Origin of the sequence: Methylobacterium sp. V23 (assembly GCF_002917135.1) — a bacterium.
Taxonomy (GTDB): Bacteria; Pseudomonadota; Alphaproteobacteria; order Rhizobiales; family Beijerinckiaceae; genus Methylobacterium.
Window position 1 is genome coordinate 1 of record NZ_PDHT01000017.1, and the last position, 19,549, is coordinate 19,549.

Here is a 19,549-nt window from a genome sequence, read left to right on the forward strand (position 1 = left end):
CAATCGTGCCAATGTTGCAGTGCGGCTTCGTACGCGCGAATTTCTCTTTGGCCATCGTCTCTTTCCTGCGGCAAGCTCACACGAGCGGTCGCCCGGGCTGTCGCTCGACGAGGTGTCGAGCCGGGCGAAAGACGGGGGCCCGCTTAGAGGCTTGCCGTCCTTTGATCAAGGGCCTTGCGGGATAAGGCGTTCCGGCGCCCTACGGAACCGGGCGTCGGACAGGGGAGGCCGCGAGCAGCGCCGCCCTGTCCAGACCAAGGGCGGTCGCGATTTCCTCGAGGGCCTGCGCCTCCACATCGGCGATGCCGTCGAGGTCGGCCACGTCCGCCGCGACCAGGAACGTCGCTTCGCGCTCCTCCTGGCCCCGGCCCTCGATGGCGGCGATGCGGCGCAGGTTCTCGGCCCGTCCCGCCCGGGTCCGGGCGCGGGCGATCCCGTCGTAGAGTTCGCTCTCCAGCATCAGGCGGTCGTAGCCCTTCTCCAGGATGGGATTGGCCTGCAGACCGGCCAGCGCCGTATCGAATTCCGCGCTGGCGATCTCTCCGTCGGCGACCATCACGTTGGCAGTGGCGGAGACCATCGCCTGCATGAGGACTTTGTCGCCGGCATAGGCCGTCACGGTCTGGCTGAAACGGCTGACGATGTCCTGGAAGATGTTCATGGGGGCTCTGGACACGGACGGAACGTTGAGGGGCGCGACATCGACGCCGCGGCAGGCATTGCGGTTTCGCGCGCCGATGACAAGCGGGCGTCTCGTCAGAACAGCGCCACCAGGGCGATCCCGCCGACCATCAGCACGCCTCCGAGGGCCCGCCAGAGGGTGAGCGGATGCTGCTCGAATCCGATCCAGCCGAAATGGTCGAGCAGGATGGACGTGATGACGCCGGCGGTGATCAGAAGCCCGAGGTAGGGGGCCGCCCCGATCTGCTGCGCCACGAACAGCTGGGAGAGGATGAGGAGCGCGCCCGCCGCGCCGCCGAACCAGGCCCAGGGCGGCACGGCCCGCATGTCCCCCAGGCTCGGTAGGGAGAGACGACCGAGGATCAGTCCAACGACGAGGATGGTTGCACCGCCCCCCAGCGAAACGACGATGCCTGCGGCGAAGGGTTGCGCCAAGTTCTTGGAGAGCGTCGCGTTCACGCCCGACTGCACCGCGTTCGCGATGCCGGCCACGAGGGCGAAACCATAGAGGAACCACATGGGCGATCCTGGGTCTTCAGCGTTGCGAGCTGGGCCGCGACAGCGGGTCCAGGGTCTGGGAGGTCGCCTGTGATAAGCCCTTGGCGAGGGGTCGGGATCGTCTAAGAACGGCGCTGGCGCCGAACAGCAGGGAAACGCGGTATGGAAGGGACGGCCAGCGTGTCCGTCGATGCAGGAGAACCGGAGCCGAGAGGTGTTGGTGCGGTCGAACCGCGCGATCTTCGTTTCGCCCTGCGGGCCGCCACCGATGCAGCCCATCGACGCCTCGATGCGGGTTTTGCCGCCCATGACCTGAGCCGGCGGGCCGATTACGTGCGCTTCCTGTCGGCGATGCGGGACCCCTTCGCGCAGATCGAGACCTGGCTCGACGAGTCCGATGCCGCCGACCTGCCACCCGACTGGACGGCCCGCCGCCGGTCCCTGCTCCTGCAGGCCGACCTGTCCGGGCTGGCGATCTCCGCTCCGGAGGTTGCTCCCGCTCCCCTGCCCCGCACCCTGTCGGGTGCCGAGGCGCCGGGGCTCCTCTACGTTCTGGAGGGTTCGCGCCTCGGCGGCCAGGTTCTGCTGCGTCAGGTCCTGGCGAGCCCGGACCCGCTGGTGCGGGGGAACACCCGTTTCCTCCGGCACGGCGAGGGGCTCCGCCTCTGGCCGAGTTTCGCGACTTGGCTCGGGACGCGTCCGGCTGCTGACCACGCTGATGCGATCCGCGGCGCGCAGCGCGCCTTCGCACTGTTCGAAGCGGCCCAGGCGCGAGGCTAGGGTCTGTCCTGACGTTTGTCGTTTCGGGATAACCGGTTCCGACTGATCCCTGACAAACGCTAGTCCCCGGCGGGCACGCTCGCCAGGGCCCGGCGCAGGGTATCCGCGGTATAGGGCTTCTTGATCATCGGGACGGCGCCGAGCTCCGATGGAATTCGGAAGCTTTCGCCATAGCCCGTCGCGAAGACGAACGGCACGCCGGCCGCGATCAGGCGTCGGGCGACCGGCAGGCTCGTCTCGGCACCGAGATTGACGTCGAGGAGGGCAAAGCTCGGCCGCCCCGCCTCGATCTGCCGCAGGGCCTCGTGCACGGATCCCGCCATGTCGACCGCGCTCGCCCCGAGGGTGGCCAGGATCTCCTCGGCTTCGAGAGCGATGATCATGTTGTCCTCGACCACCAGGACGGTCCCGGACAACGCCGCCGCATCGAGCTCGGGCGTCCGGTCGCGCTCCCGTGACAGGGGGGCGGCGACGGTCGGGGCGGCGCGCACGTAGCGCGACGGCACGGCGAAGCGACCCCGCAGGCCGGTGAGCTCGTATGTGATCTCCGCCTCGCCTTTCAGCTCGTAGGGGATCGAGCGCTCGATCAGCGTGGTGCCGAAACCACGCCGGCGCGGCGGCTTCACCGGCGGCCCGCCGCTCTCGCGCCAGTGGATCACGAGGCACTCCGAGGCGTCGCGCTCCCAGGCCACGTCCACCTGTCCCACCGCCTCCGAGAGGGCGCCGTACTTCGCCGAGTTCGTCATCAGCTCGTGGATGACCAGCGCGAGGGTCGAGAACGCCTGGGGATCCAGCAGGACGTCGGTTCCGTCGAGACGGACCCGGCCCGCCTGCTGGTCGAGATAGGCCTCTGCCTCCAAGGTGATGAGATCGCGCAGGGAGCCTGGTCCCCAGTTCGTGGTGGTGATCTGGTCGTGTGCCCTGGCCAGGGCCTGGATGCGCGCACCGACGACGCCCGCAAACGCCTCGACGCTGTCGGCCCCCGAGCGACTTTGCGCGACGATGCCCCGGATCAGGTTGAGGATGTTGCGCACCCGATGGTTCAGCTCGGCGATCAGGAGTTCCTGACGCTCCTGCGCGGTCTTGCGCTCCTTCTCGGCGGAATCGGTGAGGCGCAGGATGACTTCAAGCAAGGTGATGCGCAGGGCCTCGGCGATGCGCAGGTCCACCGCGCTCCAGGGGGCGGCCTGCCCCCGGACCACCTCCGTCCAGGCCTCGAAGCTCTTGCGCGGTGTGAGGCGCAGTCCGTTCGGGCCGAGGCTCGCCGGCTTCTCCGGATTGCCGGCCCACGTGACCGTGCGGGCGATCTCGCGACGGAAGAACACCAGGAAATCGCGCGGGGCCCGCGAGATCGGGATCGCCAGGAGGCCCGCCGCCCGCTCGGTGTAATCGGCGGCCGGCGGATGGACCGCGCCGATCTCGTGGGTGGCGAACGCCCGGCTGGTGGCCGTCCGGTTGAGAAAGCGCACGAGACCGGTGAATTCCTCCGCCGTCGGCGTCGCGCCCCGCAGGGTGATCTCGCCGTTGACCCAGACGCCGATGCCGTCGCACGTGACGATCCCGGCGATATCGTCGAGGAAATCGGTGATGTTCTCCAGGCTCGTTCCGCCCGAGGCGAGGGCGCCCATCAGTCGGTCGTGCAGCGCGCGGGAACTGCCTTCGTAGGCTGCCTCCGCCTCGCGCTCCCGGCTCTCCAAGATCAGCGAGAACATCTGCCCGAAGAGTTCGGCGCCGGTTCGGCGCTCCAGCGAGATGTGGCGTGGTTCCGTATGGTGGCAGGCGAACAGGCCCCAGAGCTTGCCGCCCCGCAGGATCGAGACCGAGAGCGAGGCGGCCACGCCCATATTGCGCAGGTATTCGAGGTGGATCGGCGAGACCGTCCGCAAGGTGCTCATCGACAAGTCGAGGGGACGTCCGTGGGGATCGCGCTGCGGCAGCACGGCGATGGCCTCGGCATCGACATCGGCGATGATTCGCAGCCAGTTGCGCTCGTAGAGGGTCCGCGCCTGCTTCGGAATGTCGGAGGCCGGGTAGTGCAGCCCAAGATAGGGCGGCAGGCTGGACCGGGCCGATTCGGCGATCACCACTCCCGAGCCGTCCGGGTCGAAGCGGTAGACCATGACGCGATCGAAGCCGGTCAGCGCCCGCATCTGGCGTACGGCCTCGCGGCAGAACGGCTCGAAACCCACCATCTGCTGCAGGCGTCCGACCATGCTGCGCACGAGATTTCCGGCATTCAGGTGTTCGCTGACGCTCGGCTCGGCCTCCAGGACGATGATGCCGTCCGAGATGTGCAGCGCGATGTCGAAGGGAGACCCCCCGGCCTGCAGGACGGTACCGAAGATCCGGTCGATGGCATCGGGCCCGCGCAGGGCCTGAAGGTGACCACGGATCAGGTGGATCGCCTCACCGTCGATCAGGTCGGCGAGGGGAAGGCCGAGCAGGTCGGCGTCCCCCTGCCCCAACCATCGGGCGGCGTTCTCGGAGGCCCGGACCACGATCCAGTCCGGGGAGACCGCGATGAGGAAACCGAAGGGCTGAACCGCACCCAGGATGTGGATCGGTTCCCGATCGCAGGACGTGAGGTCCAGGGGCCGGGTACGTGCTGAAGGTTCACTCATCAGATCTCTGATTCGCCCGTCCCACGCCTTCGACCATTTCTTGTCCGTTCGGAGAAGCGCGTCGGGAACAACGACAGACCATCGCGAAAGTCTCCTCGATGGTCGGGCAACGCACACAGTTTCCGGTCGATCGTGTCGTGGATGCCACAGGCCGACGCGACGCCAGCCTGTCTCGTCACCTCAGGGCCGAGCGCCGATCCGGTCGACGGCTCCGGCCATGAGGATCGCTCCGATCAGGTAGGACCCGAGTCCGAGCGCTGCGCCCTCCAGCCAGAAGCCTGCCCGGCCCGGGAGGAGGCCCCAGGTCGCCAATCCACCGGCCAGACCCGTAGCTACGACGAGAAGGAGAGCGCCCCGGCGTGCCGCCGGTGTTCGGGGCAGGCCCGTCAGTCCGCCGATGACGCCGCCGAGGAGGGCGCTGCTGGCCATGAGGGGCCAGAGCAGGGTTGCCAGGAGCGTCACGTTGTTCGCCTCCATCGGATGGTCATGCCCGCGGCGCGATCCCGACGCCCTGGCTGGCGGGACGCGGCGTACCCGCCGGGACGGCAGCGACCTGTTCGGGACGAAGGCCCGCCTGGAGCAGATACTCCACGATCGCGAGGGCGCGGCTCTGCGCGAGATCGGGGGCGGGTTCCGGTGGGGCAGCCGGCTTCGCCTCGACTTTGACGGCCTTGTCCTTCGGGTTGGACCTGCCGGACGCCTTCTCCGCGGCAGGCGCGACGGAGGATCTGGCCGGTACCCTGCCCGAAGCTTTGCCAGCCTCCTTGGCTGGGTCCAGCGACGCCGTGCTCTCCACCGCGGTCTCGACGACGGGTTTCGGTGCCGCGCTGGCGCCACTCGGATCGAGATGACCCGTGACCGCGAGGCGCAGGGTTGGGCAGGTCTTACCCAGGGCGGCAATCCCGTCGAGGAGGGGGTAGAAGGCCGGCATCAAAGTCGTGCTCCCGGGCGGGAATATGAGCCCCTGGCCGGTGACCCTGGTCTCGAGCGCAGCGGCGCAGCGCTCCGGCGTCCAGGCCGACACTGCGTCCGGAGACGACACCGAGACCTCCGCAGTCCAGCCCGGCGGCATCGCGGCCGACAGGTCATCGGAGACGCGCCGGCCAGCCTGCGGATAGAGGCTCTCCCCCTTCAGGGTGATCGCGCGATCGGCGAACCGGGCCTCGCCCCGCGCCAGCAGGGTCAGGGCAGTGGCCGTCGTGCGCAAGACGCGGGCGAGGTCCGGCGGGGCCCCTTCGCCGAGGCGGGTGCGGTCGATCAGGCGCTCGCGGAACAGCCGCGGGCGAAGCGTGCCGAGCAGGGCCTCGCGCACATCGGCATCCGGCAGGTGGCCGGACAGCGTCACGGCGTCCCCGTCGCGCCGAAGCAGGATCCGATACGGCGAGAGCGGCCGGGTGCTCAAGGCGACGCCGCCTCGGCTCAGGCCGGCGGGCACCCCTTCGCGCAGCAGTCCCTCGATCTCCGGGATCGCCTGGGCGTCGAGGGCGACGCCATTGAGCGAGATCTGCGCATCGATGACGCTGACGCTGCCCTCCTGCATCAACGCGGCGAGTTTCAGGGCGAAACGCGCCATCGCGGCCGCATCGACCCCGGGCGGAAGGCCGCGCGCTCTGCGCATCCGGTCCTCGACCTGCCCGGTCTCCGAGGCTTGTGCCGCCTGGGTTCGGATCTCGACGCGCGCTGCGTCGGAGACCACGTGGCCGGAAAGCGTAAGGCCGCCCCCCGGCTCCCGAGAGACGACGAAGCGGAAATCCGGGACGACGGCCGGCAGGATCTCGACGCGCCCGAGCCCATAGCCGGTCGGCAGATCGGCCAGGGCCGTTCGCAGGGCCTCGTCGTCGGCGAGGGAGATGGCCTCACCCACGATCGAGAGGCGCATGTCCTCCAGCATCACCCGGCTGCCCGGCGCGAGGGCGCGCAGCCGCGCCAGCGCATAGATGGCCGCCTCGGTGAAATCCGGTGGCGCGCCGAGGGCCGCGCGGGCGTGGTCGTGCAGGGCCGTTCCGGGGCCGACGGCGGGCGTGAGTTGCTCGGCCAGGGCGCTGGCGCCGATTTCGGCTGGCCGCACGCCGGTCACTTCGACGCCATCCCGGCCCCTGGTCGCAATCCAGACGAAGGGCGAAGCCAGCTCGACCACGCCAACGGGACCGACAATGTGCCGAACCCCGTCGATGGCTGCGAGCCGCCGATACGCCGCATCGCGGGCGGCGGCATCCGGCGCCTCGCCTGTGACCCGGAGGTCTCGTCCCTCGACCGACACCCGCAGCCAAGGCTCGGCACCGGGCGTCGCGGTCGCCCGGGCCACCGCCTCGACCTCCGCGCCGAGTTGCGCCTCGAGGCGCGGCGTGAACCAGGCGGCGGACAGGCCGAGGATCAGGGCGAGCCCGGGCAGGCCAACAGCCCAGCCGAGAGGGCGGCATCGGTCGCGGAGTGCGGAAGCGGCGAACACGTCGGATCCCGGTGGCAGGCGGCGCGCAGGAGCGAACGCCAGGACGGCATTTCACACGTCGTTCACGGCATCATGAAGGCCGTGGCGCCGCCCGCGGGTGGCTCAAGCGTCGCGCAGCATCTCCAATTCGAGCCAGCGGTCCTCGGCCCTGGCCAATTCGGTCTCGGCGACGCCGAGCAGATCCGAGGCCTTCGCGAAGCGGGCCGGGTCCCGGGTGTAAAGTCCCGGATCGGCCAAAACCTCGCGCAGCTTGGCGATGTCGGATTCGAGCTTCTTCATCCGGTCCGGCAGGGTCTTCAGCTCGTGCTGGTCCTTGAAGCCGAGCTTGGGCTTGCCGGCCGGGGCTGCCGCTTCGCCGCCCTTGGCGCGATCCTTCGCGTCCGCACGGGCCTCCGCCTTCTCGGTTCGCCCGGCGGCCGCCCGGGCCTGCACGCCCTCTCCACGCTGGGCGATCATGTCGGTGTAGCCGCCGGCATACTCGACCCAGCGGCCCTCCCCTTCGCTGACCAGCACGCTTCCGACGACCCGGTCGAGGAAGTCGCGATCATGGCTCACCAGGATCAGGGTGCCGGAATAATCCGCCAGCATCTCCTGCAGGAGGTCGAGGGTTTCGAGGTCGAGATCGTTGGTCGGCTCGTCGAGTACGAGGAGGTTGGCGGGTTGGGCCAGGGCGCGGGCGATGAGAAGGCGGTTGCGCTCGCCGCCCGAGAGGACGCTCACCGGGGTGCGGGCCTGCTCGGGGGCGAACAGGAAGTCCTTGAGGTAGCCGATGACGTGGCGGCTGACACCGCCGACGATCACCGAATCGCCGCTGCCGCCGGTGAGCACCTCGGTCACCGTCATGGTCGGCTCCAGCACCGCACGGGCTTGGTCGAGGAGCATCATCTTGAGGTTGGTGCCGAGCGCCACCGTGCCGGAATCGGGCGGGAGCTGACCCGTGAGCAGGTTGATCAGCGTGGTCTTGCCGGCACCGTTGGCCCCGACGATGCCGAGGCGGTCTCCGCGCATCACCCGAAGCGAGAGATCGTCGACGATCTTGCGGACGCCGTAGGCCTTGGCCGCGTGCTTGGCCTCGATCACCAGCGCGCCGGAGCTCTCGGCCTCCGTCGAGGTCATAGTGGCGGTGCCGACCGGCCGGCGGTCCTCGCGTCGCTCCTTGCGCAGGGCATGGAGGTTGCCGAGCCGGCGCACGTTGCGCTTTCGCCGGGCGGTGACGCCGTAGCGCAGCCAGTGCTCCTCGTCGGCGATCTTGCGCTCGAGCTTGTGCCGGTCGCGCTCTTCCTCCTCGAAGAAGGCGTCGCGCCAAGCCTCGAAGGTGGAGAAGCCCTGCTCGATCCGGCGGGTGACGCCGCGGTCGAGCCAGATCGTGGTCTTCGACAGGGCAGAGAGGAAGCGCCGGTCGTGGCTGATCAGCACGAGCGCGCCGCGCACGCTCTTCAGCTCCGATTCGAGCCACTCGATGGCCGGGAGGTCGAGGTGATTGGTGGGCTCGTCGAGGAGCAGGATATCGGGTTCGGGGGCCAGGGCCTGGGCCAGGGCGACCCGCCGCCCCTCCCCGCCGGAAAGGCTCTTCGGGTTCTCGGCACCGGTCATACCCAGGCTCTCGAGGAGGTAGCGGGCCCGGTAGGCGTCGTCCCCTTGGGTCAGACCGGATTCGACGAAATCGAGGGTCGTCTCGAACCCGGAGAAGTCGGGCTCCTGCGCCAGGTAGCGGATCGTGGTGCCGGGCTGGATGAAGCGTACGCCCCGGTCGGGTTCCACCAGCCCCGCGGCGATCTTCATCAAGGTGGACTTACCCGAGCCGTTGCGGCCCACGAGGCAGGTGCGTTCGCCGGGGGAGATCGCGAGCTCGGCGCGCTCGATCAGCGGCGTGCCGCCGAAGGTGAGCGCGACGTCTTGGAGGGTGAGGAGCGGGGGAGCGGCCATGGGGCCGGCTTATGGCAGCGACCGCGCCTCCGAACAAACCCGGAATCGGGGTGTCCGGACAAACCCGTACGCGTTCCGCGCTCACATCGTCGGGTTGGCGGGGCCCGTCGGCATCGGATCCGGCGCGATGGCCGGGCCGATATCCGGATCGCTGACCGGAATCTCGGTGGGCGTCACGTCGGGTGCCTCGGTGGGGGTCGTGCCCGGCACATCCGTGCCGGGGGTGTCCGGGCCGGGGGCCGGGGTCTGAGGCGCCTCGTACGGCGTCTCGGGCACCGGGGCTTCCGGGATCGGGCCGGGGTTCGACATCGCTTGCGCCTCTCAGGAGCCTCGGGGAACGGACCGGTGGAACAGTCCGTCGCCGAGGGAGGTTCCGGGCGCGATGCCGCCGGCTCTCGTCACTTCTTGGTCAGGAGCAGGTTGCCCTCGCTCCCGAGCTTCTTCTGGATCTGCTGCGCGAACAGCGCCAGCAGAAGCGGCAGCCGGACCTCGACCCGTACGGTCTCGGGGCGAACATCCACCTGACCGTCGACCTTCTGGCCGAGAGCCGCCATGGCGAAGTCGAGGCGGTCATTGGTCCAGGCCATCTTCTCGACGGCGACGCCCGCCTTGGCGAACAGCCCGTCGGCCTGGGTGATCCCGTCCGCGATGCGCCGACGGGCCTCGGCCAGGCCGAGTTCATGAGGGATTTCGACGATCAGCGGCTTTGCCATGGGGATCTGAGCTCTCGGTTCCGCCGCCCAGATGGGGCCGGCCGGTTCCTCTCACAACGCCGACCGGCCCGATAAGCTCAGTTCACGACGCTCAGGGCGACGTAGGTCGTGCCACCCATGCCGAGGGCGCGGGCCGAGCCTTTGGCGAGATCAATGATCCGGCCGCGGACGAACGGGCCACGATCGTTGATGCGCACCACCACCGAACGGCCGTTGCGCTTGTTCTCGACCCGGACCCGGGTGCCGAACGGCAACGTGCGATGCGCGGCGGTCATCCCGTTCGGATTGAAGCGCTCGCCATTCGCCGTCCGATGGCCGCTCCCGTACCAGGAGGCGGCGCCGCTCTGGGCGCTGGCCGGCTGAACGGCGGCAAGTGTCACGACGGTCCCGATGATAGCAGCGGCCCCACGAACAGGCTTGATGGTCATCCGCATTCCCTTTGTTGTTTCGGATGGCCGGCAAAATGAAGCGGAACAGGGCCAAAATGAGACCGGACAAATGTGGCAGCTTTCGCCAAATGTGAGGCTATAACGGATTATTCATCACCGGTTGTGTGCGGCCATAGTGCCGGACCGTGATGATCTTTCCGGTGACGAAACGGCAATTCTGGAACTCCATTGCGAGCGCTGAAACCGCGTTGCAGCCGGAGCCTCGACGCAACGTTGGGATGCGGGAAAATGAAATCAGCGTTGCGCTGAGCGAAACCCTGGTCTGCGACGAGGCAAGATCCGTCGAAAGAGACGAATCTTCTCCTTCCGAAAGAGTGCGAGGCACGGACCGATCCGCCCGGGTGCCGCACGTCAGTTCGGATGGGCCCCTGGGGCATCCTCGAATTCAGGTGAGGCTCGTGTTCGACAACTTGCAGGACTTGCGCGTTGCCGTGGCGATGCACGCGCAATAGCCTGGGCGCTTTTCGGATGATCCACCCGGCAAAAATTGCAGCCCCAAATCGAGACGCCTTGTCTTCGTCCTGGCAACCCGCCCTTTACGTTAACGGGGCCAAGGTCTGCCGGTCAGTCGCGTAACCGGTGTTTGCCATGGCTTCCCTGCGTACCGCGGTTGCCGACACCGTCGCCCGGAAAAGTGTCTCGCGTACCGGGCGGCCCGTGTCGGCGCCGCGGATGGGTCTCGTACCCGCCGCCAAGCGTTTTCCTCTCGAGGATCGTCTCCCTCTCGACGAGATTCTCGTCGGAGACTGCATCGCTGCGATGAACGCCCTTCCGGCGTCCAGCGTCGACTGCGTCTTCGCCGATCCGCCCTACAACCTCCAGCTCGGGGAAGGCTCGCTCCTGCGTCCCGACCAGAGCCGGGTCGACGCGGTCGACGACGACTGGGACAAGTTCTCGACCTTCGCCGCCTACGACGCCTTCACCCGCGAATGGCTCGCCGCCGCGCGCCGGGTGATGAAGCCGAATGCCACCCTGTGGGTCATCGGCTCCTACCACAACATCTTCCGAGTCGGCGCCACGCTGCAGGACCTCGGATTCTGGATCCTCAACGACATCGTCTGGCGCAAGGCCAACCCGATGCCGAACTTCCGCGGCAAGCGCTTCACCAATGCGCACGAGACCCTGATCTGGGCCTCACGCTCCGCGGAGTCGAAGGGCTACACCTTCCACTACGAGGCGCTGAAGGGCGGCAATGACGACGTCCAGATGCGGTCCGACTGGTTCATCCCCCTCTGCACCGGCGACGAACGCCTGAAGGGCACCGACGGGCAGAAGGTGCATCCGACGCAGAAGCCGGAGGCGCTGCTGGCGCGCACACTCCTGTCGGCGACAAATCCCGGCGACGTGGTGCTCGATCCGTTCTTCGGGACCGGCACCACCGGTGCGGTCGCCAAGCGCCTCGGACGGCACTTCATCGGGATCGAACGCGAGACGGTGTATGCCGAGGCGGCCCGCACCCGGATCGACGCCGTCGAACCCCTGTCGCAGGCCGCCCTGCTGGTCGCCCCGAGCAAGCGCGCCGAGCCCCGCGTCGCCTTCCTCAGCGTCATCGAGGCCGGCCATATCCGCGCCGGCGAAACCCTGACCGACGCCCGTGGCCGGCACAGCGCGATCGTGCGCCCCGACGGCACCCTGATGGCCGGACCCGCCACGGGCTCGATCCACAAGATCGGAGCCCTCGTGCAGGGCTTTCCCGCCTGCAACGGCTGGGATTTCTGGCATGCCACCCGGAACGGCAAGCCGGTGCTCATCGACGTCTTCCGGGCCAAGATGCGCGCCGCCATGGGCTCCGCCGCCTAGAGGCCTTCGGTCAGCGTGACCGCGGCCGTCCCCGCCTGCGGGGGACGGCCGGAGGCGCCACCTCGGCCGGACCCTCGAACGCGTCGAGGGCTTCGTCGGGAATCCGAGCCGGTGGCGGGCGCGGGGTGGGCTTGGGCACCGGGCGGAAGCGCGGGGACGGAGCAGGCGCGTCCGGCTCGGGCTCGGCAAACAAGGGCGTGTCCGCGACGCTCCGCATCGCTTTCGGCCTGCCGCGCTTCGCCGTCTTCTCCGCGACCGGTTCCACGGCCTCGGGCTTCGGGTCGAAAGCGTGGGCCAGGACCTTCTTCATCACGCCCGGCAGCGGTTCCCCGTCAAGGTCCCGGCGCGGCGTGAAGCGCAGGCCCGGCGGCGGCGCCGTGCTGAGCGCCACCTTGGCGACGAACACCGTCAGCTCCAGGGGAAAATGCGTGAAACCGTGCCGGACGAGGCCCGGCAGCCGCTTCCAGCGCGCGTCGAGCGGTGCGTCGAGGAGCGCCTGGGCCGGATCGTAGTCGGGCTCCCAGGGACTCATCGGCGGTTCGGCCATGGATCCCAGCAAGCCCTCGGGTGGGCGGGTGCGCAGCAGAATCGCCTCATCGCCGCTGCGGATCGCCACGAAGGCCGCGCCGCGGCGCAGCGTGCCCTTCACGGCTTTCAGCTTCCTCGGAAACGTCTCCTGGAGACCGAGGGCCCGGGCGCGGCAGGGCGCCATCCAGGGGCAGAGCGCGCAGGCCGGGCGCTTGGGCGTGCACAGCGTGGCGCCGAGATCCATCACCGCCTGGGCGAAATCGCCGGGCCGGTCCGCGGGCACGAGGGACTGGGTCACCACCCGGATCTCGGGGCGGGCTGCCGGCAGGAGGGTCTCGATGGCGAAGAGCCGCGTCATCACCCGCTCGACATTGCCGTCCACGGCCGCTTCCTGTTGGTCGAACGCGATCGCCGCGACGGCCCCCGCCGTGTAGGCGCCGATGCCCGGCAGCTTGCGAAGGGCCGCGGCGGTGTCGGGAAACTGTCCGGCCGCCGCCACCGCCTTGGCGCAGGCGTGCAGGTTGCGGGCCCGGGAGTAGTAGCCGAGCCCGGCCCAGGTCGACATCACCGCCTCCTCGGACGCCGCCGCAAGGTCGTCGACGGTGGGGAAGCGGGCCAGAAACTTCGCGAAATAGGGTTTGACCGCGGCGATCGTGGTCTGCTGCAGCATCACCTCCGAGAGCCAGACCCGGTAAGGGTCTGGCGTCTCGCCCGGCAGGGCGCGCCAGGGCAGGACGCGGCGATGCCGGTCGTACCAGGTCAGGAGGTCCGCGGCCTCGGGGGCGGGAACTGTGGTGTGGGGCACGGGCACCGGCGCGTGATGGGATGCCCGTCCATAGACCGCCGACCCGATGCGTCCAAGGCCGACCTGTCCGAGCCTGTCCTCAGGCGCGATCCCGGCACGTGGCTTCGGCCGGACGGAACGGCATGCTAACCAATGCGGGCGATATCGGAGCCTCGATCTCGTCCCGGTCGGACGCACGGAAACCTTGCGCATGGCGCGTGTCAAACCCCTCGCCGAGCTGCTGGAGGGCTGCATCGGCCCCGCCTTCGCGGCGCAAGGGTTCGCCTCCACCGACATTCTGGCCGCCTGGCCCGAGATCGTCGGGGAGCGGCTCGCGCGCTACTGCCAGCCCTCGAAGCTCGAATGGCCGCGCCGGCGTCGGCGCGAGGAGGAGGGGCGCCCCGATCCCGGAACCCTCGTGGTCCGGGTCGAGGGCGTGTTCGCCCTCGAGCTGCAGCACCTCGCGCCGGTGGTGATCCAGCGCATCAACGCGCATTACGGCTGGGCCTGCGTCGGCAAGATCGTGATGCGCCAGGGACGGGTCGACCGGATCGGGCGCCGCCCCGCGCCGCCGGTGGTGGATCCCGTCCGCCGCGGCGAAGTGGCGCTTGCGGTCCAGGCGATCGAGCACGACGCCCTGCGCGACGCCCTCGACCGCCTCGGAACGGCGATCGTCGCGACAACACACAAGCGCTAGGGCGCGCTGCGCCGCCTTGTCAGGACGGCTGCAGGATTCTACCGCATCGCTCACGAGAAGATTTGGTCCGCGACCGGAGCCCTCCCGATCATGATCACCCGACGCGATGCCCTGAAAGCCACCGGCCTTGCCGTCGGCGCCGCGGTTCTCCTACCCCGGTTCAGCCTTCCGGCCCTGGCGCAGGATGCGAACCTCTCGACCCTGATGGAGCCCGGGCCGCTCGGCGACGTCTGGCTCGGTCCGAAGGACGCCAAGGTCACCATCATCGAGTACGCCTCGATGACCTGCTCCCACTGCGCCGCCTTTCACAAGTTCACCTGGCCGGCCCTGAAGGAGCGCTACATCGACACCAACAAGGTGCGCTTCACCCTGCGCGAGTTCCCCCTCGATCCGCTGGCCACGGCCGCCTTCATGCTGGCGCGCTGCGACGGCGATGCGAAGTACTACCCCATCACCGACCTGCTCTTCGACCAGCAGCAGGCCTGGGCCTACGTCCAGAAGCCGCAATCGCCGGTGGATGCCATGGAGCAGATGCTGCGCCAGGCCGGCTTCTCCAAGGAGAAGTTCGAGGCCTGCCTGAAGGACCAGAAGCTCTACAGCGCCGTCAACGCCGTGAAGCAGAAGGGCATGGACACCTTCAAGGTCGATTCGACCCCGACGTTCTTCATCAACGGTGAGCGCTTCAAGGGCGAGATGACCATCGAGGGCATGGAGAAGGTGATCAAGCCCCTCCTCGGTGCCTGAGGCACCCGAAGCCGGGTCACCGCGACGACGCCCTCTCCCGCCGCCGCAGGCCCGGTGCGAGAACACCTGGGGGCACGTCGGCAAAAGACCGATTTCCTGTGACGTGACAAGATCTTACGTGAGGTCGGGGGCGCCTTGACACCCAAGGTAGGCGAAACTATGGTGCGCCCCGCTTGAAGGAGGCGTTCCGCCGGTTCCCTCCCCTCTCGCCAATGTGAGTTCTCGCCGTGAGCGGCAACGAAACTGCGGACGAAGGCGGGGACGGGCGGAAGAAAGCACTGGACGCGGACCTCTCTCAGAGGCTCAAACGTCTTGAGACGCAGATTGAGCGGAAGCGGCCCAGTGCCCCTCCCGATCATTCGACGCGTCCCGGTCCTGCGGCCGGGCCTTCTCCTCTCGGCCAAGCGATGCGGCTCTCGACCGAGTTCATCGCGGGCGTCCTCGCCGGGGGTATCCTCGGTTGGATGTTCGATCATTACCTCGGGACGAAACCCTGGGGCCTGATCGTCCTGCTGATGTTGGGGTTCGTCACCGGCGTCTACAACGTCATGCGTGTCTCGGGGTCTCTTCCCAAGGCGCCGACGAACGAAGAGGACCGCTAGCGGTCCTCTGGGAAGCGCCGCGTACGCGGCGAACCGAATTCGAATCATGCCGCTCGCGCGGCACCGGTGGTGGCGGGTCGTCTGGCCGGCCGAGAGTCAGAAGGGCGGGAGCGGCAATGGCCGTAAAGATGGATCCGATCCACCAGTTCGAGCTCAAGCCGCTGGTCTCTTTCGGTCATATCGGCAACCAGGAGATCGCGTTCACCCAGTCCGCGCTCTACATGTTCGCCGCCGTCGGGATCATCGCGCTGATCACCGTCGTGGCCACCGCCCGCCGCTCGGTGGTGCCGGGCCGCATGCAGTCCATGGCCGAGATCTTCTACGAGTTCATCGGCTCGACGCTGCGCCAGTCCGCCGGCCACGGCTCCGAGCGCTTCATGCCGCTGATCTTCTCGCTCTTCATGTTCGTCCTCGTGCTGAACATGCTCGGGATGATCCCCTACGCCTTCGCGGTGACCAGTCACATCATCGTCACCTTCGCGCTGGCCTTCCTCGTGATCGGCACCGTCATCGTGTACGGCTTCATGGCCCACGGCACGAAGTTCCTGAAGGTGTTCGTTCCGTCGGGCGTCCCCGGCTGGCTCATGCCGATGATCGTCGCCATCGAGATCGTGTCCTTCATCTCGCGTCCGATCAGCCTCGCGGTTCGTCTCTTCGCCAACGTGCTGGCCGGTCACATCGCGCTCAAGATCTTCGCAGGCTTCGTCCCGGCGCTGCTCGCCGCCGGAGCTTGGGGCGCGATCTCGCCGCTGCCCCTGGCCCTCAGCGTCGCCGTCACGGCCCTCGAGTTCCTCGTCGCCGGTCTGCAGGCCTACGTCTTCGCGACGCTCGCCTCGATCTATCTCAGCGACGCCCTGCATCCCGGCCACTGAGCCGGGTCATCCCGGCCGACCGCCGGGACACCCCCTTCCGTCCCCGGTTCGCGATCGCGGCCGGATTTCTCTCCACGCAACGACGACACGGACACCAGGAGCAATTTGATGGATCCCTTAGCTGCCAAGTACATCGGTGCCGGCCTCGCCTGTCTCGGTATGGCGGGCGCCGCCATCGGCCTCGGCAACCTCTTCGGCCAGTTCTACGCCGGCGCGCTCCGCAACCCGTCGGCCGCCGACGGCCAGCGCGGCAACCTGCTCCTCGGCTTCGCCCTCACGGAAGCGCTCGGCATCTTCTCGCTGCTCGTCGCGCTGCTGCTCCTGTTCGCCGTCTAAGACACGCTCGTCGTCTCGGATCTCGAACCGATACCGGACCGGACGCCGCCTCCCGACGGGATGGCACGCGCGTCCGGTCCCCATTCCTTGAATTTACGCGAAGGACGTCATGGCTCAGCCGGCCCATTCGACCGCAACGCATGAAGGCTTCGCCGCGACGCCGGCCGCCGAGCACGGCGGCGGCTTCCCGCCCTTCGAGAGCCACACCTTCGCGTCCCAGCTCATCTGGCTCGCCCTCGCCTTCGGGCTGCTCTACTACCTGATGGACAAGATCGCGCTGCCGCGCATCCAGGCCATCCTGCACGACCGCGCCGTGCGCCTGTCCGGCGATCTCGACGAGGCGCAGCGCCTCAAGGCCGAGGCGGATGCTGCCGGAGCCGCCTACGAGAAGTCGCTGAGCGATGCGCAGGCCAAGGCGCAGGCCATCGCCCTCGAGACCCGCACGGCCCTCACGCAGGAGGCCGAGACCAAGCGCAAGGCGCTCGAGGCCGAGCTGAACGCCCGCATCGCCGCGTCCGAGGCGACCCTTCGCACCCGCACCGTCGAGGCCATGGGCAACGTCCGCGGCATCGCCGGCGAGACGGCCTCGGCCATCGTCGAGCGCCTGACGGGCCGTAGCCCCGACGAGGCCGCCCTGTCCAAGGCCCTCGACAGCGTCTCCTTCCCGCATTGAGGCGGACGCCAAACCACACCTGACCGGTAGGACCCGAGGGGCGAAGACCCTGCCGGGACTGCCGGACACCATCGAGTTGGGACGACGAGCATGTTGTTGGAAGCCGAATTCTGGGTCGCAGTCGCCTTCGTCCTGTTCATGGCCGTGGTCTGGAAGGTCGGCGGCTTCGACCAGATCACCAAGGGACTCGATGGTCGTGCCAAGCGCGTCCGCCACGAGCTCGACGAGGCCCGTCGGCTCCGTGAGGAGGCCGCCGGCGTCCTCGCCGATTACAAGAAGCGCCGCGTCGAGGCCGAGCGCGAGGCCGAGGCCATCGTGGCCTCCGCCCGCGACGAGGCCCAGCGCATCGCCGACGAGGGGCATGCCCGCCTGAACGATTTCATCGCCCGCCGCACCAAGTCGGCGGAGACCAAGATCGCGCAGGCCGAGGTCCAGGCGACCGCCCAGGTTCGGGCCGCCGCCGCTGACGCGGCGGTGAAGGTCTCCGAGGTCATCCTGCGCGAGCGCATGCAGGGCGAGACGGCCGAAGGTCTCGTGCGCCAGAGCCTCGGCGAGGTTCGGACCCGCCTGCAGGCCTGATCCCTCGCACTGCGACACCAGGGAGAGCCGCCGCAAGGCGGCTTTTTCGTTTTCGGAGCCGTCTTGCGCCGGTGGCGTGCTAGAAGGCCGCCCCGATCGCGCCGGCGCCATGCCGCAGCGGAGTTTCGATGCAGCCGATCATCTCGATCCAGAACCTGTCCAAGGTCTATGCGTCGGGCCTCAAGGCCCTCGACGGCATCAACCTCGACATCGCCGAGGGCGAGATCTTCGCGCTTCTCGGTCCGAACGGGGCCGGCAAGACGACGCTGATCAGCATCGTGTGCGGCATCGTCACGGCAAGCGCTGGCCGCATCCTCGCGGGCGGACACGACATTGCCCAGAACTACCGCCAGGCCCGCCGCATGATCGGCCTTGTGCCGCAGGAGCTCACCACCGACGCCTTCGAGACGGTGTGGGCGACGACGAGCTTCAGCCGCGGTCTCTACGGCCTCAAGCCGGATCCGGCCCATATCGAGCGTGTGCTTCGCGACCTCTCCCTGTGGGAGAAGCGTGACGCGCGGATCATGACCCTGTCGGGCGGGATGAAGCGGCGGGTGCTCATCGCCAAGGCCCTGAGCCATGAGCCCCGCATCCTCTTCCTCGACGAGCCCACCGCCGGCGTCGACGTGGAACTGCGCCGCGACATGTGGCGCCTCGTGCGCTCGCTGCGCGACACGGGCGTCACCATCATCCTGACCACGCACTACATCGACGAGGCCGAGGAGATGGCCGATCGCATCGGTGTCATCCGCAAGGGTGAGATCATCCTGGTCGAGGAAAAGGCCGAGCTGATGCGCAAGCTCGGGAAGAAGCAGATGACGCTGAACCTGCAGGAGCCGCTCGCCGCCCTGCCCCCGGCGCTGGCACGGCACGATCTCAACCTCAAGCCCGGCGGACAGGATCTGGTCTACACCTACGACACGAAGGGCGAGCGCACCGGGATCACGGCGCTGCTGGCCGACCTCGCCGCTGCCGGCATCCGCTTCCGCGACCTCCAGACCAGCCAGTCGTCGCTGGAGGAAATCTTCGTCGACCTCGTGAAGGAACGCGCATGAACTGGTACGCGGTCCGCGCCATCTACGGCTTCGAGATGGCACGCTTTTGGCGCACGGCGCTCCAGAGCATCGTGGCGCCGGTCATCGCCACCTCCCTCTACTTCGTGGTCTTCGGGGCGGCCATCGGCTCCCGGGTCGCCTCGGTGGACGGGGTCGCCTACGGCGCCTTCATCGTGCCCGGGCTGATGATGCTCTCGCTCCTGACGCAGAGCATCGCCAATGCCTCGTTCGGCATCTACTTTCCGCGCTTCGCCGGCACGATCTACGAGATTCTGTCCGCTCCGGTCTCACCCCTCGAGATCGTGCTCGGCTATGTCGGCGCGGCCGCTTCGAAGTCGATCCTCATCGGTCTGATCATCCTGGCCACCGCCGCCCTGTTCGTGCCCCTGCGGATCGAGCATCCCTTCGTGATGGTGCTCTTCCTGCTGCTGACGGCGGTCACCTTCAGCCTGTTCGGCTTCCTGATCGGCCTTTGGGCCGACGGTTTCGAGAAGCTGCAGCTCGTGCCCCTTCTCATCGTGACGCCGCTGACCTTCCTCGGCGGCAGCTTCTACGCCATCGAGATGCTGCCGCCGTTCTGGCGTGCGGTGAGCCTCGCCAACCCGGTGGTCTACCTGATCAGCGGCTTTCGCTGGGCCTTCTTCGGCACCTCGGATGTCGGCGTCGGAATCAGCCTCACCATGGCGTTGGTGTTCCTGGTCCTGTGTCTCGCCGGCGTGACTTGGATCTTCCGGACCGGCTACCGCCTGAAGAGCTGAGGCG

The 19,549-nt window shown here is 68.6% G+C and carries 22 protein-coding genes; 12 read left to right on the top strand and 10 right to left on the bottom strand.

Annotated features, from left to right (window positions below; all coding sequences use genetic code 11):
• Positions 1-199 precede the first annotated feature (199 nt).
• The gene (locus CRT23_RS16510) at positions 200-661 is read right to left on the bottom strand and encodes a tellurite resistance TerB family protein (RefSeq protein WP_055951176.1); all 462 of its coding nucleotides are present in this window, start codon (positions 659-661) and stop codon (positions 200-202) included.
• A 95-nt stretch (positions 662-756) separates the two neighbouring features.
• Positions 757-1,200, bottom strand: coding sequence for a DMT family transporter (locus tag CRT23_RS16515; protein WP_103710556.1), 444 nt, complete (start codon positions 1,198-1,200; stop codon positions 757-759).
• A 159-nt stretch (positions 1,201-1,359) separates the two neighbouring features.
• Between CRT23_RS16515 and CRT23_RS16520 the strand changes: the two genes are divergently transcribed.
• Positions 1,360-1,959: a biliverdin-producing heme oxygenase gene (locus CRT23_RS16520; RefSeq protein WP_146056407.1), complete on the top strand. Its 600-nt coding sequence runs from the start codon at positions 1,360-1,362 to the stop codon at positions 1,957-1,959.
• Positions 1,960-2,018: 59 nt separating this feature from the next.
• Here the strand turns inward: CRT23_RS16520 and CRT23_RS16525 are convergent, their stop codons facing one another.
• The 7 genes from CRT23_RS16525 to CRT23_RS16555 form a co-directional block, all read right to left on the bottom strand.
• Positions 2,019-4,580 carry an HWE histidine kinase domain-containing protein gene (locus tag CRT23_RS16525; protein ID WP_103710558.1) on the bottom strand — a complete coding sequence of 854 codons (2,562 nt, stop codon included), beginning with the start codon at positions 4,578-4,580 and terminating at the stop codon, positions 2,019-2,021.
• A gap of 180 nt (positions 4,581-4,760) precedes the next feature.
• A complete protein-coding gene (locus CRT23_RS16530) occupies positions 4,761-5,057 on the bottom strand; it encodes a hypothetical protein (protein ID WP_103710559.1) in 297 nt (98 codons plus the stop codon).
• Between the two features lie 7 nt (positions 5,058-5,064).
• Positions 5,065-7,029 (bottom strand): BON domain-containing protein, encoded by a 1,965-nt coding sequence (locus CRT23_RS16535; RefSeq protein ID WP_103710560.1) that lies wholly within the window; start codon positions 7,027-7,029, stop codon positions 5,065-5,067.
• A gap of 102 nt (positions 7,030-7,131) precedes the next feature.
• A complete protein-coding gene (locus tag CRT23_RS16540; RefSeq protein ID WP_055951194.1) occupies positions 7,132-8,955 on the bottom strand; it encodes an ATP-binding cassette domain-containing protein in 1,824 nt (607 codons plus the stop codon).
• Between the two features lie 81 nt (positions 8,956-9,036).
• On the bottom strand, positions 9,037-9,264 hold the full coding sequence (locus CRT23_RS16545; RefSeq protein ID WP_055951197.1) for a hypothetical protein: 228 nt from the start codon (positions 9,262-9,264) through the stop codon (positions 9,037-9,039).
• Between the two features lie 89 nt (positions 9,265-9,353).
• Positions 9,354-9,668, bottom strand: a complete 315-nt coding sequence (locus tag CRT23_RS16550) for a polyhydroxyalkanoic acid system family protein (RefSeq protein ID WP_055951202.1) — start codon at positions 9,666-9,668, stop codon at positions 9,354-9,356.
• A 77-nt stretch (positions 9,669-9,745) separates the two neighbouring features.
• Positions 9,746-10,102 (bottom strand): septal ring lytic transglycosylase RlpA family protein, encoded by a 357-nt coding sequence (locus CRT23_RS16555; protein ID WP_055951205.1) that lies wholly within the window; start codon positions 10,100-10,102, stop codon positions 9,746-9,748.
• Positions 10,103-10,245: 143 nt separating this feature from the next.
• Between CRT23_RS16555 and CRT23_RS27840 the strand changes: the two genes are divergently transcribed.
• Positions 10,246-10,569, top strand: coding sequence for a hypothetical protein (locus CRT23_RS27840; RefSeq protein ID WP_146056408.1), 324 nt, complete (start codon positions 10,246-10,248; stop codon positions 10,567-10,569).
• Between the two features lie 136 nt (positions 10,570-10,705).
• Entirely contained in the window at positions 10,706-11,917 is a 1,212-nt protein-coding gene (locus CRT23_RS16560; protein WP_280137538.1) for a site-specific DNA-methyltransferase, read from the top strand.
• Positions 11,918-11,927: 10 nt separating this feature from the next.
• Here CRT23_RS16560 and mutY read toward each other — a convergent pair whose 3' ends face one another.
• On the bottom strand, positions 11,928-13,250 hold the full coding sequence (mutY, locus tag CRT23_RS16565) for an A/G-specific adenine glycosylase (protein ID WP_103710624.1): 1,323 nt from the start codon (positions 13,248-13,250) through the stop codon (positions 11,928-11,930).
• 190 nt (positions 13,251-13,440) lie between these two features.
• Here mutY and CRT23_RS16570 point away from each other — a divergent pair, with 190 nt between their 5' ends.
• The 9 genes from CRT23_RS16570 to CRT23_RS16610 all read left to right on the top strand — a co-directional run bounded on the left by CRT23_RS16570 (position 13,441) and on the right by CRT23_RS16610 (position 19,545).
• A complete protein-coding gene (locus CRT23_RS16570; protein ID WP_055951208.1) occupies positions 13,441-13,926 on the top strand; it encodes a DciA family protein in 486 nt (161 codons plus the stop codon).
• A gap of 90 nt (positions 13,927-14,016) precedes the next feature.
• Entirely contained in the window at positions 14,017-14,670 is a 654-nt protein-coding gene (locus CRT23_RS16575; protein WP_055951211.1) for a thioredoxin domain-containing protein, read from the top strand.
• A 227-nt stretch (positions 14,671-14,897) separates the two neighbouring features.
• Entirely contained in the window at positions 14,898-15,272 is a 375-nt protein-coding gene (locus CRT23_RS16580; RefSeq protein WP_103710561.1) for an AtpZ/AtpI family protein, read from the top strand.
• Positions 15,273-15,388: 116 nt separating this feature from the next.
• Positions 15,389-16,144 (top strand): F0F1 ATP synthase subunit A, encoded by a 756-nt coding sequence (locus tag CRT23_RS16585; RefSeq protein WP_055951218.1) that lies wholly within the window; start codon positions 15,389-15,391, stop codon positions 16,142-16,144.
• Between the two features lie 108 nt (positions 16,145-16,252).
• Entirely contained in the window at positions 16,253-16,480 is a 228-nt protein-coding gene (locus CRT23_RS16590) for a F0F1 ATP synthase subunit C (protein WP_018044493.1), read from the top strand.
• 109 nt (positions 16,481-16,589) lie between these two features.
• Entirely contained in the window at positions 16,590-17,153 is a 564-nt protein-coding gene (locus CRT23_RS16595) for a F0F1 ATP synthase subunit B' (RefSeq protein WP_103710562.1), read from the top strand.
• Positions 17,154-17,246: 93 nt separating this feature from the next.
• Positions 17,247-17,732: an ATP F0F1 synthase subunit B gene (locus CRT23_RS16600; RefSeq protein WP_181017374.1), complete on the top strand. Its 486-nt coding sequence runs from the start codon at positions 17,247-17,249 to the stop codon at positions 17,730-17,732.
• A gap of 128 nt (positions 17,733-17,860) precedes the next feature.
• The gene (locus CRT23_RS16605) at positions 17,861-18,787 is read left to right on the top strand and encodes an ABC transporter ATP-binding protein (protein ID WP_055951226.1); all 927 of its coding nucleotides are present in this window, start codon (positions 17,861-17,863) and stop codon (positions 18,785-18,787) included.
• Positions 18,784-19,545: an ABC transporter permease gene (locus CRT23_RS16610; RefSeq protein WP_055951229.1), complete on the top strand. Its 762-nt coding sequence runs from the start codon at positions 18,784-18,786 to the stop codon at positions 19,543-19,545. The genes CRT23_RS16605 and CRT23_RS16610 overlap by 4 nt, the downstream gene beginning before the upstream one ends.
• Positions 19,546-19,549: the final 4 nt, after the last annotated feature.